General features: G+C 67.7%; 17 protein-coding genes. 10 read left to right on the top strand and 7 right to left on the bottom strand.

Going from position 1 to position 14330, the window contains the following annotated elements:
- Nucleotide 1: 1 nt before the first annotated feature.
- Together ACGTN6_RS09390 and rsmD are read right to left on the bottom strand one after the other, a co-directional pair.
- Entirely contained in the window at nucleotides 2–211 is a 210-nt protein-coding gene (locus ACGTN6_RS09390) for a cell division protein ZapB (protein WP_394591184.1), read from the bottom strand.
- Between the two features lie 230 nt (nucleotides 212–441).
- Nucleotides 442–1092 carry a 16S rRNA (guanine(966)-N(2))-methyltransferase RsmD gene (gene rsmD / locus ACGTN6_RS09385; protein ID WP_394591183.1) on the bottom strand — a complete coding sequence of 217 codons (651 nt, stop codon included), beginning with the start codon at nucleotides 1090–1092 and terminating at the stop codon, nucleotides 442–444.
- A 91-nt stretch (nucleotides 1093–1183) separates the two neighbouring features.
- On the opposite strand from rsmD, the gene ftsY reads away from it, so the two are divergent.
- From ftsY to rpoH, 4 genes are all read left to right on the top strand, one after another.
- Nucleotides 1184–2623 carry a signal recognition particle-docking protein FtsY gene (ftsY, locus tag ACGTN6_RS09380; RefSeq protein WP_394591182.1) on the top strand — a complete coding sequence of 480 codons (1440 nt, stop codon included), beginning with the start codon at nucleotides 1184–1186 and terminating at the stop codon, nucleotides 2621–2623.
- Nucleotides 2620–3288 carry a cell division ATP-binding protein FtsE gene (gene ftsE, locus ACGTN6_RS09375; protein ID WP_394591181.1) on the top strand — a complete coding sequence of 223 codons (669 nt, stop codon included), beginning with the start codon at nucleotides 2620–2622 and terminating at the stop codon, nucleotides 3286–3288. Before ftsY ends, ftsE begins: the two co-directional genes overlap by 4 nt.
- Entirely contained in the window at nucleotides 3285–4256 is a 972-nt protein-coding gene (gene ftsX / locus ACGTN6_RS09370; RefSeq protein WP_394591180.1) for a permease-like cell division protein FtsX, read from the top strand. The genes ftsE and ftsX overlap by 4 nt, the downstream gene beginning before the upstream one ends.
- Before the next feature lie 124 nt (nucleotides 4257–4380).
- On the top strand, nucleotides 4381–5247 hold the full coding sequence (gene rpoH, locus ACGTN6_RS09365) for an RNA polymerase sigma factor RpoH (protein WP_183388697.1): 867 nt from the start codon (nucleotides 4381–4383) through the stop codon (nucleotides 5245–5247).
- A gap of 203 nt (nucleotides 5248–5450) precedes the next feature.
- On the opposite strand, the gene slmA is transcribed toward rpoH, so the two are convergent.
- Genes slmA through coaBC form a run of 5 tightly spaced genes read right to left on the bottom strand, consistent with a single transcriptional unit; the run spans nucleotide 5451 to nucleotide 10247 of the window.
- A complete protein-coding gene (slmA, locus tag ACGTN6_RS09360; protein WP_183388696.1) occupies nucleotides 5451–6062 on the bottom strand; it encodes a nucleoid occlusion factor SlmA in 612 nt (203 codons plus the stop codon).
- Nucleotides 6063–6117: 55 nt separating this feature from the next.
- A complete protein-coding gene (gene argB, locus ACGTN6_RS09355; protein WP_394591179.1) occupies nucleotides 6118–7020 on the bottom strand; it encodes an acetylglutamate kinase in 903 nt (300 codons plus the stop codon).
- A gap of 34 nt (nucleotides 7021–7054) precedes the next feature.
- Complete coding sequence (locus ACGTN6_RS09350; RefSeq protein ID WP_394591177.1) at nucleotides 7055–8452, bottom strand: phosphomannomutase/phosphoglucomutase; 1398 nt, start codon at nucleotides 8450–8452, stop codon at nucleotides 7055–7057.
- Between the two features lie 50 nt (nucleotides 8453–8502).
- Nucleotides 8503–8970 carry a dUTP diphosphatase gene (gene dut, locus ACGTN6_RS09345; protein WP_183388693.1) on the bottom strand — a complete coding sequence of 156 codons (468 nt, stop codon included), beginning with the start codon at nucleotides 8968–8970 and terminating at the stop codon, nucleotides 8503–8505.
- 38 nt (nucleotides 8971–9008) lie between these two features.
- A complete protein-coding gene (gene coaBC / locus ACGTN6_RS09340; protein ID WP_394591175.1) occupies nucleotides 9009–10247 on the bottom strand; it encodes a bifunctional phosphopantothenoylcysteine decarboxylase/phosphopantothenate--cysteine ligase CoaBC in 1239 nt (412 codons plus the stop codon).
- Nucleotides 10248–10370: 123 nt separating this feature from the next.
- On the opposite strand from coaBC, the gene radC reads away from it, so the two are divergent.
- From radC to ACGTN6_RS09310, 6 genes are all read left to right on the top strand, one after another.
- Nucleotides 10371–11045, top strand: coding sequence for a RadC family protein (radC, locus tag ACGTN6_RS09335; protein WP_394591174.1), 675 nt, complete (start codon nucleotides 10371–10373; stop codon nucleotides 11043–11045).
- Between the two features lie 239 nt (nucleotides 11046–11284).
- Nucleotides 11285–11521, top strand: coding sequence for a 50S ribosomal protein L28 (gene rpmB, locus ACGTN6_RS09330; protein WP_126483875.1), 237 nt, complete (start codon nucleotides 11285–11287; stop codon nucleotides 11519–11521).
- A 24-nt stretch (nucleotides 11522–11545) separates the two neighbouring features.
- Nucleotides 11546–11701, top strand: a complete 156-nt coding sequence (rpmG, locus tag ACGTN6_RS09325) for a 50S ribosomal protein L33 (protein WP_016856547.1) — start codon at nucleotides 11546–11548, stop codon at nucleotides 11699–11701.
- A 123-nt stretch (nucleotides 11702–11824) separates the two neighbouring features.
- Entirely contained in the window at nucleotides 11825–12646 is an 822-nt protein-coding gene (gene mutM / locus ACGTN6_RS09320) for a bifunctional DNA-formamidopyrimidine glycosylase/DNA-(apurinic or apyrimidinic site) lyase (RefSeq protein ID WP_394591173.1), read from the top strand.
- An 84-nt stretch (nucleotides 12647–12730) separates the two neighbouring features.
- Nucleotides 12731–13927 carry a class I SAM-dependent rRNA methyltransferase gene (locus ACGTN6_RS09315; protein WP_394591172.1) on the top strand — a complete coding sequence of 399 codons (1197 nt, stop codon included), beginning with the start codon at nucleotides 12731–12733 and terminating at the stop codon, nucleotides 13925–13927.
- 64 nt (nucleotides 13928–13991) lie between these two features.
- On the top strand, nucleotides 13992–14312 hold the full coding sequence (locus tag ACGTN6_RS09310) for a putative signal transducing protein (RefSeq protein ID WP_394591171.1): 321 nt from the start codon (nucleotides 13992–13994) through the stop codon (nucleotides 14310–14312).
- Nucleotides 14313–14330: the final 18 nt, after the last annotated feature.

Raw genomic sequence — 14330 nt, 5'->3', positions numbered from 1 at the left:
CTCAGCCGGCTTGCTGCTCGGCAGTGCTGTCGGTCTCGACGTCGTCGAACTTGCCCAGCAGCGCGGACAGGCGACGCTCCCAATCTTCGCGCTCTTGTTTGAGGCGCGTGTTCTCCTCGCGCAGCTCCTCGGCTTCCATCTTCATCAATTCCAGGGCCTCCACGGCGCTGGCGACTTTCTGTTCGAGCTGATTGAAGAGTTCGATGCTCATCCGTTTCTCCTGACGATGTCCGTGGGGCAGGCAGCCTGGCGGATTTAATGCGTATCTTGTGTGGACCCAGGCCTCTCGGCCAGCGCTGTCCGATCCATGTCGATCAGTGGCGAGCTATCGGCCGCGATCGATCATCTTGACGCCAAGACCGGAGTTCCCGTGACGATCGCTAAATCCGTCAGGCGGCCAGTGGGCGTCCTGCAGCGGCAGCGTAACCCCGTGCGCGGGGCTCAGCAAGCGTCGCCTGTGTGCGACTTCTCGGTTTCTTCAGTTCGGTGATAGAGCCGCCCGGTGCTGTCTCCGGCGCGAACCTCCCTGTGCAGCTTCCAGGTGCCTGGAACCGTGGGCTCGAGCTCCGACTCCGTCTCCAGGTAGACCCAGGCCTCCGTCTCCAGCCAGCCGTCTTCCAGGGCGTCACAGCAGGGGGCCGCGAGGCCCTGGCGAAAGGGGGGATCGATGAAGGCCAGCGTTACCGCTCGGGGCGTGCCGGCGAGAAACGCCAGGGCATCGGCGACCGCGACCTCGGCGCGGGCGATGCCCAGGGTCGCCAGGTTATCGCTCAGCGCCCGGGCGACCCGCGGATCGCGCTCCACCAGCACCGCCTGCGCGGCTCCGCGAGACAGCGCTTCGAGCCCCAGTGCGCCGGTGCCGGCGAAAAGATCCAGTACCCGGGCGCCGGGGGTGGCCATGCCAAGCCAGTTGAACAGCGTTTCGCGGACGCGGTCCGGCGTCGGGCGCAGCCCGGGGCTATCCAGCACCGGGAGCCGGCGACGGCGGTGCTCACCGCCGATGATGCGCAGCTGGCCGGCGGGTCGCGGGGCTGCGCCCTTGCTGGAGCGGGAAGGTTTCGAGTGGCGGGGGGAGGGGCGTCGTCGGCTCATGGGCGCCGATTGTAGCGGGCGTCGTGTCCACAGTCATGGTGCGCGATGGTAGGATGTGGCGATTCGTTCATCCGCGAGGCTGAATCTCTACATGTTCGGTTTTCTCAAGCGCAAGAAGAAGCAGGAAGAGCAGCAGGATCCCAAGGCGACGCCGGAGGCCTCCGGCGAGGTCGAGCAGGAGGGACCTGACGGCGCGCCGGCCGAGTCGCCGCGCGAGCCGGAGTCCGCCTCGGCGCCGGCGAGCGAGTCACAGCCCGCCGCCGAGAGCGATGCAGAGCCCGTCGCGGTCCCGGAGCCCGAGCCCGCTGATGAGCCCGAGCCTCCCGTCGCCGATGTCGAGCCGGAACCCGCCGTGGCATCGGACGCGTCCAGGGCGGAACCCGAGGTGTCGGAATCAGGCGCCGAGCCTGTTGACGAGACCGATGCGGTGCCCGCGGCCGAGTCTGACCCCGAGCCGGCCGCCGCTGCGCAGCCTGAGTCGGCCGCCGAGCCCGCACCTGAGCCCGAGCCCGTCTCGGCACCCGAGGAGTCGCCCAGGACCGAGCCCCGCGATAAGCCTAAGGCCCAGCTTCGCGAGAAGCCCAAGAGCGAGAAGAAGGGCTGGTTCGCACGCATGCGCGAGGGGCTGGGCAAGACTCGCTCCAACCTGACCGAGGGGCTCGCCGGTCTCTTCCTCGGGCGCAAGCAGATCGACGACGATCTGATGGAGGAGCTCGAGACCCAGCTGCTGCTGGCGGACGTGGGCATCGAGGCCACCACCCAGATCATCGACCGGCTCACCGAGCGGGTATCGCGCAAGGAGCTCAAGGATCCCGAGGCGCTCTACAAGGCCTTGCAGGATGAGCTCGCGACTCTGCTCGAGGGTGTCACCGCGCCGTTGGCGCTGCCGCCCAAGGGGGAGGGCCCGTTCGTGATCCTGGTGGTCGGCGTCAACGGCGTCGGCAAGACCACCACTATCGGCAAGCTCACCCAGCGCTTCCAGCGCGAGGGGCGCAGCGTAATGCTGGCTGCCGGCGATACCTTCCGTGCCGCCGCCGTGGAGCAGCTAAAGGTCTGGGGCGAGCGCAACTCGGTGCCGGTGGTGGCCCAGCACACCGGCGCCGATAGCGCCTCGGTCGTCTATGACGCCCTGGCGGCGGCCCGCGCCCGCGGCGTCGACGTACTGATCGCCGATACCGCTGGCCGGCTGCACAACAAGGCGCACCTGATGGAGGAGCTCAAGAAGGTGCGCCGGGTGATGGGCAAGCTCGATGCCGAGGCGCCCCACGAAGTGATGCTGGTGCTCGATGCCGGCACCGGCCAGAACGCGCTGTCCCAGGCGGCCACCTTCAACGAGGCGGTGCCGGTCTCCGGCATCACCCTGACCAAGCTCGATGGCACCGCCAAGGGCGGCGTCATCTTCGCCTTGGCCCAGCAATTGGGCACGCCAATCCGCTTCATCGGCGTCGGCGAGACCCTGGATGACCTGCGGCCCTTCGATGCCCGGGAGTTCGTCGACGCCCTGTTCGACCGCGACGACGCCTCGGCATGATCGCCTTCGAGCACGTCGGCAAGCGCTACGGCGGGCGCTTTGATGCGCTCGCCAACCTCGACTTCCGCGTGCGTCGCGGCGAGATGGTGTTTCTCACCGGCCACTCCGGTGCCGGCAAGAGTTCGCTGCTGCGCCTGTTGATGCGCCTGGAGCGACCCAGCCGCGGCCGTATCCTGGTCGCCGGCCACGACATCGATCGCCTGCACGCCAGCCAGGTGCCGTTCTACCGGCGCCAGATCGGCGTGGTCTTCCAGGACCACCAGCTGCTTTTCGATCGCTCGATCTACCACAACGTGGCGCTGCCGCTTGAGATCCAGGGCGCCGAGCCTCGCGAAGCGGCACGCCGGGTACGGGCGGCGCTGGACAAGGTGGGGCTACTGCACCGCGAGAAGGCCTTGCCCATCGAGCTGTCCGGCGGCGAGCAGCAGCGCGTGGGCATCGCTCGGGCGGTGGTCAACAAGCCGGCCCTGCTGCTCGCCGACGAGCCTACCGGTAACCTGGATCCCCAGCTGTCGGCGGACATCATGGCGCTGTTCGAGGATTTCCATCGCATCGGCACCACGGTCATGGTGGCCAGTCACGATCTGGCGCTGATTGCCCGGCTTCGTCACCGCACCTTGCGCCTTCAGGAAGGGCGCTTGGTGGCCGACGAGGAGGTCGCATGAGCCGAGAGACGCCATCTCGTCGCGGGGCCCGAGCCCAGCGGGCCACTGCCGGTGGCCGCTGGCGCAGCTGGCTGCGCCACCATCGCGCCATGTCGCTGGACAGCGCGAGCCGGCTACTGCGTCATCCTGTCGGCAGTCTGCTCACCATGCTGGCGATCGCCATCGCCCTGGTCCTTCCCGCCGGGCTGTGGCTGACCCTGGATGGGGCTCGATTGCTCGATGCCGAGCTGGACGAGAGCGCGACCCTCACCGTCTACCTGGAGAAGGATGTCGGGGCCGATGAGGCGGGGCGCATCGAGCAGGCGCTGGTGGCGCGCGAGGGCGTGGCGAGCACGCGGCTGATCACTGCCGCCGAGGGCATGGCTGAGTTCCAGCAGGCGTTGGGGCTGGAGGATGCCTTGGCACGACTGCCCGACAACCCCTTGCCGGCCAGCGTAGTGATCCACCCGCAGGATCCTGCCCCGGCAGCAGTGCAGGGCCTGGCGGACGGCCTCGAGACGGTGGCCGGGGTCGAGGAAGTTCGCCTTGACCTGGCCTGGTTGGAACGGCTGCGCCACCTGGCCGAGCTGGGGCGTCGGGTCGGTCTGGGGCTCGCCGTCCTGTTCGGGCTCGGGGTGCTGCTGGTGGTGGGCAATACCATTCGTCTGGCGGTGGAGAATCGTCGTCAGGAGATCGAGGTGGTGACCCTGATCGGTGCCACCCATGCCTTCGTGCGCCGCCCGTTCCTCTACAGCGGCGCCTGGTACGGGCTCGGCGGCGGCCTTCTGGCCTGGGGATTGCTGACGCTCGGCGGCGACTGGTTGGCTGCGCCGATAGCGGCCCTGGCGGCCAGCTACGGTGCCAGCTTTGCGCTTCCCGGCCTGGGTCTTGCAGGGTCGGCAATGCTGTTGGGCTGTAGTACACTGTTGGGCTGGTTGGGGGCGTGGATCGCCGTAAGCCGCCATCTGGCGCAGATCCGCCCCCGTTAGAAAACGCGGTCTCTCGACGCGAAGATCGCGGGAACCAAATCGAGAGCTCGCCGTCAAAGGCGGCGACTATAGGGATTCCAGTCACGGGATTCCACACACGGGCTTCGATGGAGACACCCTGCACATGAGCACCAGTCTTCTGCCGGTGGGCCACCTTTCCCCGGGCCACGACCTCAACGGTTATATCCAGGCGGTGAACGGCATTCCCATGCTGACCGTCGATGAAGAACGTGAGCTGGCCTACCGCCTGCACGACGAAGGCGATCTCGAGGCGGCACGCCGCCTGGTAATGTCGCACCTTCGCTTCGTGGTGCACATTGCGCGCAGCTATGCCGGCTACGGGTTGGCCCAGGCCGACCTGATCCAGGAGGGCAACGTCGGCCTGATGAAGGCCGTGAAGCGTTTCGACCCCAATCAGGGCGTGCGGCTGGTCTCCTTCGCCGTGCACTGGATCAAGGCCGAGATTCACGAATTCGTGCTGCGTAACTGGCGGATCGTCAAGATTGCCACCACCAAGGCGCAGCGTAAGCTGTTCTTCAACCTGCGCAGCGCCAAGAAGCGCCTGGCCTGGTTGAACACGGACGAGGTCGAGGCGATTGCCAAGGACCTCGACGTCAAGCCCGAGGTGGTGCGCGAGATGGAAGGCCGCCTGTCGGCCCACGACGCAGGGTTCGATGCCGCGCCGGGGGAAGACGAGGAGACCGCCTACCAGGCGCCGGTCCATTATCTGGACGACGCCAGCCAGGATCCCGCCACCCAGCTCGAGGACAGCGACTGGGAAGCCGACGCCACCCGGCGCCTGCAGGTGGCCCTCGAGGGGCTGGACGAGCGCTCCCGAGACATCCTGCAGCAGCGCTGGCTGAGCGACGACAAGTCGACCCTTCACGAGCTGGCCGACGTTTACGGTGTGTCCGCCGAGCGTATCCGGCAGCTCGAGAAGAACGCCATGAAGAAGATCAAGCAGCAGCTCGGCGATACCCTGGCCGCCTGATGCCGCGGGCACAGGCGCCGCACGAACAAAACCCCGAGGGCCAAGGCCTTTGGGGTTTTGTTTTGCTCGGCACCCTCTAGCGTTGTGGGCTTCGGGCTTCGGGCTTCGGGCTTCGGGCTTCGGGCTTCGGGCTTCGGGCTTCGGGCTTCGGGCTTCGGGCTTCGGGCTTCGGTGAACCTTCAAGAGCGGCTTCGGGCTTTCAGCTAGGCCGTCTGCACCGCCTCGCGCATCAACCTCGCCGACAGCGCCGGCCACTGGTCATCCCAGTGCTCGGTGGGCCGTCGGCGGAAGTCGCTGCGTACGTACTGGGCGATACGCCCCTCAGCCTGGGCGACCAGCAGATTGGCGGCGGCCGGAATCGGCAGGGTGGGGCGAAGCCCCTCGCGGAGCTCGGCCTCGCGCAGCACCTGCTTGAGCTGGGTCTCCAGGCGCTCGAAGAGCTGGTGGATGCGCTGTCGTAGCCTGGCCGTCTCGCCGGTCAGCACGTCGCCGCCGAGCAGTCGCGACAGCCCGGGGTTCTTCTCGGCGAAGGCCAGTACCAGGGTGAGGATCTGGCCACAGCGGGGCAGTGCCTCGGGAACGTCCTCGAGGATGCGGGCGATGCGTTCGAACAGCGTCTGTTCGATGAACTCGATGAGCCCTTCGAACATTCGTGCCTTGCTGGGGAAGTGGCGGTAGAGCGCGGCCTCGGAGACGCCGACCTGGCGAGCCAGGGCGGCGATGGTGATGCGCTTGCCGCTGTCTTCCTCCAGCATCAGGGCCAGACCTTGGAGGATCTGCTCCCGGCGACTGGGGGTGGGGTTTGCCTGCGTCATAGCGTTATTTTCTTGTCGGTCCTTGAGAATCGGCCGGTCTCAGCCGGCCTTGGCGTCATCGTGTCGTGTTGGTGATCAGGGTGCCTACTCCGGCGTTGGTGAAGATTTCGAGCAGGGTGGCGTGAGGCACCCGGCCGTCGACGATGTGGGCGCTGGCCACGCCACCCTTGACCGCGTCCAGGGCGCAGCGGATCTTCGGCAGCATGCCGCCATGGATGGTGCCATCGCCGATCAGGGCGTCGACCTGGGCGGTGGTCAGGCCGGTGAGCACTTCTCCCTCGGCGTTCATCAGGCCGGCGACGTTGGTCAGCAGCATCAGCTTCTCGGCGTCCAGGGCCTCGGCGACCTTGCCGGCCACCAAGTCGGCGTTGATATTGTAGCTGCGCCCGGCCTCGTCGACGCCGATGGGGGCGATCACCGGGATGAAGTCGCGGGCGGCGAGCATCTCGATCAGGTCGGTGGAGATGTGTTCCACCTCGCCGACGTGACCGATGTCGATGATCTCGGAGGCGGCCATGTCGGGCGTCTTGTGCTCGACCTTGAGCTGCCGGGCGCGAATCTGGGCGCCGTCCTTGCCGGTCAGGCCGATGGCCTTGCCGCCGCACTGGTTGATCAGGTTGACGATGCCCTTGTTGACCAGGCCGCCGAGTACCATCTCGACCACGTCCATGGTCTCGGCGTCGGTGACCCGCATGCCGTTGACGAAGCGTGACTCGATCTTGAGTTTCTCGAGCAGTTCGCCGATCTGCGGGCCGCCGCCGTGAACCACCACCGGATTGATGCCGACTTCCTTCATCAGCACCATGTCACGGGCGAAGGAGTCGATCAGGGTGTCCTCGGTCATGGCGTTGCCGCCGTACTTGACCACCACGGTCTTGCCGGAAAAGCGCTGGATGTAGGGCAGTGCCTCGGAGAGCACCTCCACTACCTGGCGGGGGTCGCGGGTCTGTTCGGTCATCTCGTCCTGTCCTGATGGTGTCTGTTGAGCCGGTTCACTGCGGCAGTTTCAGATCCGGTGCCGCCTGGGCTAGAGCGTCGGCGAAACGATTGCGGATGCGCGCCAGCGCTGCGTCGCTCTTGCCCTCGAAGCGAAGTACCAGCATCGGCGTGGTGTTGGAGGCGCGGCACAGCCCCCAGCCGTCCGGATAGTCGACGCGAATGCCGTCCAGGGTCGTCTTGATGCCATCCTCGCCGAAGTCACCCTCCCGGGCCAGCCGATCCACCAGGTCGAACTTGGCGTCGTCCGTTACCGCGACGTTGATCTCGGGGGTGCCGATATCCTGGGGATAGCGGGCGAAGAAGGCGTCGGCGTCCTCCCTTTGCCGCGACAGCACCTCCAGCAGCCGGGCGGCGCCGTACAGGCCGTCATCGAAGCCGTACCAGCGTTCCTTGAAGAAGATATGGCCGCTCATTTCGCCGGCCAGTTGGGCGCCGGTCTCCTTCATGCGGGCCTTGATCAGCGAGTGGCCGGTGCGCCACATCTCCGGGGTGCCGCCGGCCTCATCGATGACGCGCGCAAGATTGCCGGTGCACTTGACGTCGAAGATCACCCGCGCGCCGGGGTTGCGCTCGAGCATGTCCTCGGCGAAGGCCATCATCAGGTGATCGGGGTAGATCAGCTGGCCCTGGGGCGTGATCACGCCCAGGCGATCGCCGTCGCCATCGAAGGCCAGGCCGATGTCGGCATCGTGCTCGCGCACGGCGCGGATCAGGTCCTCGAGGTTCTCGGGCTTGCCCGGGTCCGGGTGGTGGTTGGGAAAGGTGCCGTCGATCTCGGCGAACAGCGGGACCGTCTCGGCGCCCAGGCGCTCGATAAGTGCAGGGCCGAGCTCGCCGGCCACACCGTTGCCGCAGTCCACCACCGCCTTGAGCGGGCGGGCCAGGGACACGTCGCCGAGAATGCGGTCGAGATAGGCCTCACGCACGTCCTGCTCGTGCACCTCGCCGGCACCCTCGGCCAGGTCGCTTTCCTCGATCCGGCGGTGCAGGTCGGTGATCGACTCGCCGGACAGGGTCTCGCCGTCGAGCACGATCTTGAAGCCGTTGTAGTCCGGCGGGTTGTGGCTGCCGGTGACCATCACCCCGGAGGCGGTGTTCTCCAGTTCGTGGGTGGCGAAGTAGAGCACCGGAGTCGGCACCATGCCGACATCGATGACGTCGCAGCCGCTGGCGGTCAAGCCGCGGGTCAAGGCCGCTTGCAGCCGGGGGCCGGAGAGCCGTCCGTCGCGGGCGACGACCACTCGGGATTCGCCGCGGGCGAGGGCGGCGCTGCCGATGGCCTGGCCGATAGCCTCGACGCCGGCCTCGGTGAGGGTGTCGTCGACGATGCCGCGGATATCGTAGGCACGAAAGATCGAGGCCGGGGCCGGGCTCGTGCTGCTGTGGTTCATGTCGTCGTCCTTGTGCATGGGGTGGTCGGCGTCAGTGACGGCCAGAAACGTTAGTGGCGCCCTGAGCTGCCGAAGCCGCCATCGCCGCGGGCGCTGGCGTCGAAGTCGTCGACCACCTCGAGCTCGGCCTGTACCACCGGCACCAGCACGTACTGGGCCAGGCGCTCGAAGGGTTCCAGGGTGAAGGGGGTGTTGCCGCGGTTCCACACCGAGACCATCAGCTCGCCCTGGTAGTCGGAGTCGATCAGGCCCACCAGGTTGCCGAGCACGATGCCGTGCTTGTGGCCCAGACCCGAGCGGGGCAGGATCATTCCGGCGAGGCTCGGGTCGGCGATGTGAATGGCCAGCCCGGTGCGAACCAGCTCGCAGTCGCCGGGCTCGAGCACCAGTGGGGCGTCGAGCAGGGCGCGCAGGTCCATGCCGGCGGAGCCTTGAGTGGCGTAGTGGGGGAGGTGGTCGCGCATCCGCTCGTCGAGCAGCTTGACGGCGAGACGGGGGCGGTCGGGAAAGGTCGGCATCGAATGTCTTCCAGGGAGTAAGGACGAAATCGGGGGTGTCAGTCGGCGTCGTCGGCCAGTTGCGCCAGGGCCTGGCGGATGACGGTCTCGGCCAGCGCGATCTTGGGTTGGGGCGGCAGTTCGGCCTGGCCGGTGGCATCGCCGTCGCGCCACAGCAGCAGGGCGGCGTTGTCGTCGGCGCCGAACCCGAGTCCGGCCCGGGAGACGTCGTTGGCCACTACCATGTCGAGGCCCTTGCGCTCGAGCTTGTCCCGGGCGTAGGTCGCCAGGTCCCGGGTCTCGGCGGCGAAGCCCACCACGTAGGGACGGTCGGCGCGCGCGGCGATGGCGGCGATGATGTCGGGATTCTTGATCAGACGCAGGGTCAGAGTGTCCTCGCCCTCGCGTTTCTTGAGCTTGTGCTCGGCCGGCGTCTCGGCGCGAAAGTCCGCCACCGCGGCGCAGCCGATGAACAGGTCACATTCCCCCGCCAGACGCTGGGCGGCGTCATGCATCTCTTGTGCGCTTTCCACATCGAAGCGCTCCACGCCGGCCGGGGTGGGCAGTGCTACCGGTCCGCTGATCAGCTGCACTCGAGCGCCAAGAGCCGCGGCGGCAGAAGCCAGGGCGAAGCCCATCTTGCCGGAGCTATGGTTGGAGAGGTAGCGCACCGGGTCCAGCGGCTCGCGGGTGGGACCGGCGGTAATCACCACGCGGACCCCCTCGGCGGGCTGCTCGACGGGAGCCGACAGGGCGGCCAGGATGGCCTCTGGCTCCAGCATTCGGCCGGGACCGACGTCGCCGCAGGCCTGATCGCCGCTGTCAGGCCCCAGCAGTCGCCATCCATCTTCGGCCAGTCGGCGGGCGTTACGGGCGGTGGCCGGCTGACGCCACATGGCCTGGTTCATGGCGGGCGCCATCGCCTTCTCGGCGTCGCTGGCCAGGCACAGGGTGGTGAGCAGGTCGTCGGCGTGGCCGTGGGCCAACCGCGCCATCAGGTCGGCGGTGGCCGGAGCGATCAGGATCAGGTCGGCCCAGCGGGCCAGCTCGATGTGGCCCATGCCGGCCTCGGCTTCCGGGTCGAGCAGCGAGGTGCGTACCGGCTCGCCGGTCAGTGCCTGTAGGGTCAGCGGAGTGATGAAAGCCTGGGCGCCCTCGGTCATCACCACACGGACCTCATGGCCCGCCTGCTTGAGCAGCCGGGCGAGCTGCGCGCTCTTGTAGGCGGCAATGCCGGCGCTGATGCCGAGCAGGATGCGTCGTGGGGCGGGGCCCCGGGAGCCGGAGGGTGTCGACATGGCGATATCCGAGCGAGAATCCGATCGCCTACCTTATCATCCGGCCGCACCCTTGCGTAGCCGCGTCCCGTCGGGGGCGAGGCTACACTGGTGTCAGGACGCCAGCATGGCAAGGAGGCCCGGATGTCGATTCGTGACTGGCCCGAGGGCGAACGCCCTCGGGAGAAGCTGCTGGCACTGGGGGCCGAGGCGCTCTCGGATGCCGAACTGCTGGCGATCTTCCTGCGCGTTGGCGTGACCGGACGTTCGGCGGTGGACCTGGCTCGGGACCTGCTGTCGGCCTTCGGCGGCCTGCGTCCGCTGCTCGAAGCCGATCGCACGCGCTTCTGCGCCGAGCGAGGCCTGGGCGAGGCCAAGTTCGTCCAGCTACAGGCCACGCTGGAACTTTCGCGGCGCCACCTGGCCAGCCGTCTGGCGCGCGAAGGGGCGCTTACCTCTCCGGCGCTGGTACGGGCCTATCTTGCCTCAAAGCTGCGCCATCTCGGCCACGAGGAGTTTGCCGCCCTGTTCCTGGACAGCCAGCACCGGGTGATTCGCTTCGAGTCGCTGTTCCGCGGCACGCTCGACAGCGCCTCGGTCTATCCACGTGAGGTGGTGCGCCGCGCCCTGGAGCTGGGAGCCGGCGCGATCATCTTTGCCCACAATCATCCCTCCGGGGTGGCCGAGCCCAGCGACGCCGACCAACGCATCACCGAGCGGCTCAAGGAGGCGCTGGGCTTGTTCGAGATCCGGGTGCTGGACCATTTCGTGGTCGGCGATGGTGAGGTGGTGTCCTTCGCCGAGCGAGGGCTGCTATAATCCGCCGCGATCAAAACAGCAGTCGCAGTCGCGTTCGTCCGAGATAGACCCCAGGGGGCATGTCGATGGGCGGTGGCGCTGTATAATTCTGTACGTCGCTTGTCTGGCAGCGTTGACTCTGGTATAAAGTGCAGCCTTTGAATTCCCTTGGGTCAAATGACAGCGGGGTCGTCCCGGTTTTGCCCGACAGGTTTTGAACAATCAGGTATTCCTACCTGGCCAAGCGGTTGGAGGCTCTCATGTCCAAAGTATGTCAGGTTACCGGCAAGCGCCCGGTGACTGGTAACAACGTCTCACACTCCCAGCGCAAGACGCGTCGTCGTTTCGTGCCGAACCTGCACAGCCACCGTTTCTGGGTGGAGTCCGAGAAGCGCTTCGTCCGGCTGCGCGTCTCCTCCAAAGGCATGCGCATCATCGACAAGAAGGGCATCGAAGCGGTGCTCAGCGACATTCGCAAGCGCGGCGAAGCCGTCTAAGCGTTTCCATCAGGGAGAAGACTCATGCGTGACAAGATTCGTCTGGTGTCCAGCGCCGGTACCGGCCACTTCTACACCACCGACAAGAACAAGCGGAACACCCCGGACAAGATGGAAATGAAGAAGTTCGATCCGGTGGTTCGCAAGCACGTGATGTACAAGGAAGCCAAGATCAAGTAATTCGGGATCCCCGCGGTTCCCGAGATCGCTTCCGCCGCAGGCCTCGGCCTGTCCTCAAGAACCCGGCCCGATGGTCGGGTTCTTGCGTATGATCGCCGCACGCCGCCCATAGCAGGTCGCCCCATGCCCGAGTTGCCCGAAGTCGAGACCACCCGGCGCGGCATTGCCCCGCACGTGGAGGGCCGCGAGATCACCGAGGTGATCGTGCGCCAGTCCCGCCTGCGGGTGCCGGTGCCGGAAGACCTGATCGACCGCCTGGTGGGCGCGCGCATCGGCCCGCTGGGGCGTCGCGCCAAGTACCTGCTGATCCCCGTGGAGGGCGACGGCGGCACGCTGCTGTGGCATCTCGGCATGTCCGGCAGCCTGCGCATCGCCCGGCTCGGCGAGCTGCCCAAGAAGCACGACCACGTCGACCTGGTGCTCGACGACGGCGCGGTGCTGCGCTATCACGACCCGCGGCGCTTCGGGTTCGTCGACTGGCTGGCCGGCGACGCCGAGCACGACTCGCGCCTCGCGAAGCTGGGCCCGGAGCCGCTCTCCGAGGCCTTCGACGGCGGGCGGCTGTACGAGCTGTCGCGCCGGCGGCGCATGGCCGTGAAGCCCTTCCTGATGGACAATGCCGTGGTCGTCGGCGTCGGCAACATCTACGCCGCCGAGGCGCTGTTCCTGGCCGGCATCGATCCCCGTCGCGCCGCCGGGCGCATCTCTCGGGAGCGCTACGATCGTCTGGGGGCTGCGGTGCGCGAGGTGCTGGCCGCGGCGATCACCCAGGGTGGCACCACCCTGCGCGATTTCGTCAGCGGCACCGGCGAGCCGGGTTACTTCGCCCAGCGGCTCAACGTCTACGGCCGTGACGGCGAGCCCTGCCGGCGCTGCGGCGCCGAGCTGCGCCTGGTCACCCTGGGCCAGCGAGCCAGCGTATTCTGCGGCGAGTGCCAGACCTGAGCACCGCCGTTATTCGATTCGATGCTCCGGCCCACGGCCGGCATTCCCTGAACGTCCCATGACGCCCACGATGAGAGCCACGACATGACCGCCCTACGCTCCCTGCGCCTGAAGAAGAATGCCGATCGCCGCCTCAAGGCGGGGCATCTCTGGCTGTACTCCAACGAAATCGACACCAAGGCCACGCCGCTCAAGGATTTCGCTCCCGGCGAGCAGGCCCAGGTCGAGGCCGCCAACGGCAAGGCGCTGGGCGTGGCCTACGTCAACGCCCACTCACTGATCTGCGCGCGCCTGGTGTCCCGTGATCCGGGCATGCTGCTCGACCGCTCGCTGCTGGTCCACCGCCTGAACCAGGCGCTGGCCCTGCGCCAGCGCATGTTCGACAAGCCGTTCTATCGCCTGGTGCACGGCGAGGGCGACCTGCTGCCGGGGCTGATCGTCGACCGCTACGGCGACGTGCTGGTGGTGCAGCTCAATACCGCCGGCATGCAGGCGCAGCTCGAGCCACTGCTCGACGCCCTGGACAAGGTCGTCTCTCCGAGCGTCGTGGTGCTGCGCAACGACACCTCCGGGCGCCGCCAGGAAGGCCTCGAGAGCCAGGTCGAGGTGGTCAAGGGCACGCTGCCGGAGGCGGTGGAGCTCGAGGAAAACGGTGTGCGCTTCGTCGCCCCGGTGCTCGACGGCCAGAAGACCGGCTGGTTCTATGACCACCGCGTCAACCGCGCCTGGCTCAACCAGCAGGTGGCCGGCAAGCGCGTGCTCGACCTGTTCAGCTATGTCGGTGGCTGGGGCGTGCAGGCCGCCGCCAGCGGCGCCAGCGAGGTGCTGTGCGTGGACGCCAGTGCTCCGGCGCTGGAGCGGGTCGCCGACAACGCCGCCCTCAACGGCCTCCACGAGCAGGTGGCGGTGGGCGAGGGCGACGCCTTCGAGGCCCTGGCCGCGCTCAAGGCCGACGGCGAGCAGTTCGACGTGGTGATCCTCGACCCGCCCGCCTTCATCAAGAAGCGCAAGGACATCCCCGCCGGCGAGCGCGCCTACGGCAAGCTCAATCGCGAGGCCATGCGTCTGCTGGGGCGCGACGGCCTGCTGCTCTCGGCCTCCTGCTCGATGCATCTGGCGCCGGAGCGCCTGGTGGACGTGGTGCGCGGGGCGGCCCGCCATCAGGACCGCCATGCCCAGCTCCTGTTCCAGGGCCACCAGGGGCCGGATCATCCGGTGCATCCGGCGATTCCCGAGACGGCGTACCTGAAGGCGCTGGGCGTGCGCGTCTTCCGCGACTGATCGCGTCTCTGAAGAACGGGGCGCGCCGTCCGGCGGGCTCCGTCTTCCTTCCCCACGAGCGCCCATGAACGACTTTGCCTTCATCTGCGTCTTTGCCCACTCGAATCCGCTGCTGGTCGGCCATGTGGCCAACCTGCTGGAGGTCGCCGGCATCCCCGTCGAGCGTCGTAATCAGACGCTGGGCGGTGGCGCCGGCGAGCTTCCACCGGCGGAGTGCGAGCCGGAGGTCTGGGTGGCGCCTCATAACCGTGATCGGGCCGAGGCACTGATTCATGACGCCCTGTCCGGCACGGACGACCGGCCGGCCTGGACCTGTTCCGGCTGTGGCGAGCGCCTGGAAGGCGTGTTCGAGGCCTGCTGGAACTGCGGTCGCCCTAAGCCCTGAGCCGCGCAAGGAGTGCCT

Source organism: Halomonas sp. B23F22_20 (assembly GCF_043496985.1).
Classification (GTDB): domain Bacteria; phylum Pseudomonadota; class Gammaproteobacteria; order Pseudomonadales; family Halomonadaceae; genus Halomonas.
This window is presented reverse-complemented; position numbering and strand designations above follow the sequence as displayed.

What these genes read in the sequence shown, in the direction of transcription:
- mutM (WP_394591173.1), top strand. Translation starts at nt 11,825, where the DNA reads ATGCCCGAGTTGCCCGAAGTCGAGACCACCCGGCGCGGCATTGCCCCG.
- ACGTN6_RS09390 (WP_394591184.1), bottom strand. Translation starts at nt 211, where the DNA reads ATGAGCATCGAACTCTTCAATCAGCTCGAACAGAAAGTCGCCAGCGCC.
- rsmD (WP_394591183.1), bottom strand. Translation starts at nt 1,092, where the DNA reads ATGAGCCGACGACGCCCCTCCCCCCGCCACTCGAAACCTTCCCGCTCC.
- rpoH (WP_183388697.1), top strand. Translation starts at nt 4,381, where the DNA reads ATGAGCACCAGTCTTCTGCCGGTGGGCCACCTTTCCCCGGGCCACGAC.
- argB (WP_394591179.1), bottom strand. Translation starts at nt 7,020, where the DNA reads ATGACCGAACAGACCCGCGACCCCCGCCAGGTAGTGGAGGTGCTCTCC.
- ACGTN6_RS09315 (WP_394591172.1), top strand. Translation starts at nt 12,731, where the DNA reads ATGACCGCCCTACGCTCCCTGCGCCTGAAGAAGAATGCCGATCGCCGC.
- ftsE (WP_394591181.1), top strand. Translation starts at nt 2,620, where the DNA reads ATGATCGCCTTCGAGCACGTCGGCAAGCGCTACGGCGGGCGCTTTGAT.
- dut (WP_183388693.1), bottom strand. Translation starts at nt 8,970, where the DNA reads ATGCCGACCTTTCCCGACCGCCCCCGTCTCGCCGTCAAGCTGCTCGAC.
- ACGTN6_RS09310 (WP_394591171.1), top strand. Translation starts at nt 13,992, where the DNA reads ATGAACGACTTTGCCTTCATCTGCGTCTTTGCCCACTCGAATCCGCTG.
- rpmG (WP_016856547.1), top strand. Translation starts at nt 11,546, where the DNA reads ATGCGTGACAAGATTCGTCTGGTGTCCAGCGCCGGTACCGGCCACTTC.
- ftsY (WP_394591182.1), top strand. Translation starts at nt 1,184, where the DNA reads ATGTTCGGTTTTCTCAAGCGCAAGAAGAAGCAGGAAGAGCAGCAGGAT.
- ACGTN6_RS09350 (WP_394591177.1), bottom strand. Translation starts at nt 8,452, where the DNA reads ATGAACCACAGCAGCACGAGCCCGGCCCCGGCCTCGATCTTTCGTGCC.
- slmA (WP_183388696.1), bottom strand. Translation starts at nt 6,062, where the DNA reads ATGACGCAGGCAAACCCCACCCCCAGTCGCCGGGAGCAGATCCTCCAA.
- radC (WP_394591174.1), top strand. Translation starts at nt 10,371, where the DNA reads ATGTCGATTCGTGACTGGCCCGAGGGCGAACGCCCTCGGGAGAAGCTG.
- rpmB (WP_126483875.1), top strand. Translation starts at nt 11,285, where the DNA reads ATGTCCAAAGTATGTCAGGTTACCGGCAAGCGCCCGGTGACTGGTAAC.
- coaBC (WP_394591175.1), bottom strand. Translation starts at nt 10,247, where the DNA reads ATGTCGACACCCTCCGGCTCCCGGGGCCCCGCCCCACGACGCATCCTG.
- ftsX (WP_394591180.1), top strand. Translation starts at nt 3,285, where the DNA reads ATGAGCCGAGAGACGCCATCTCGTCGCGGGGCCCGAGCCCAGCGGGCC.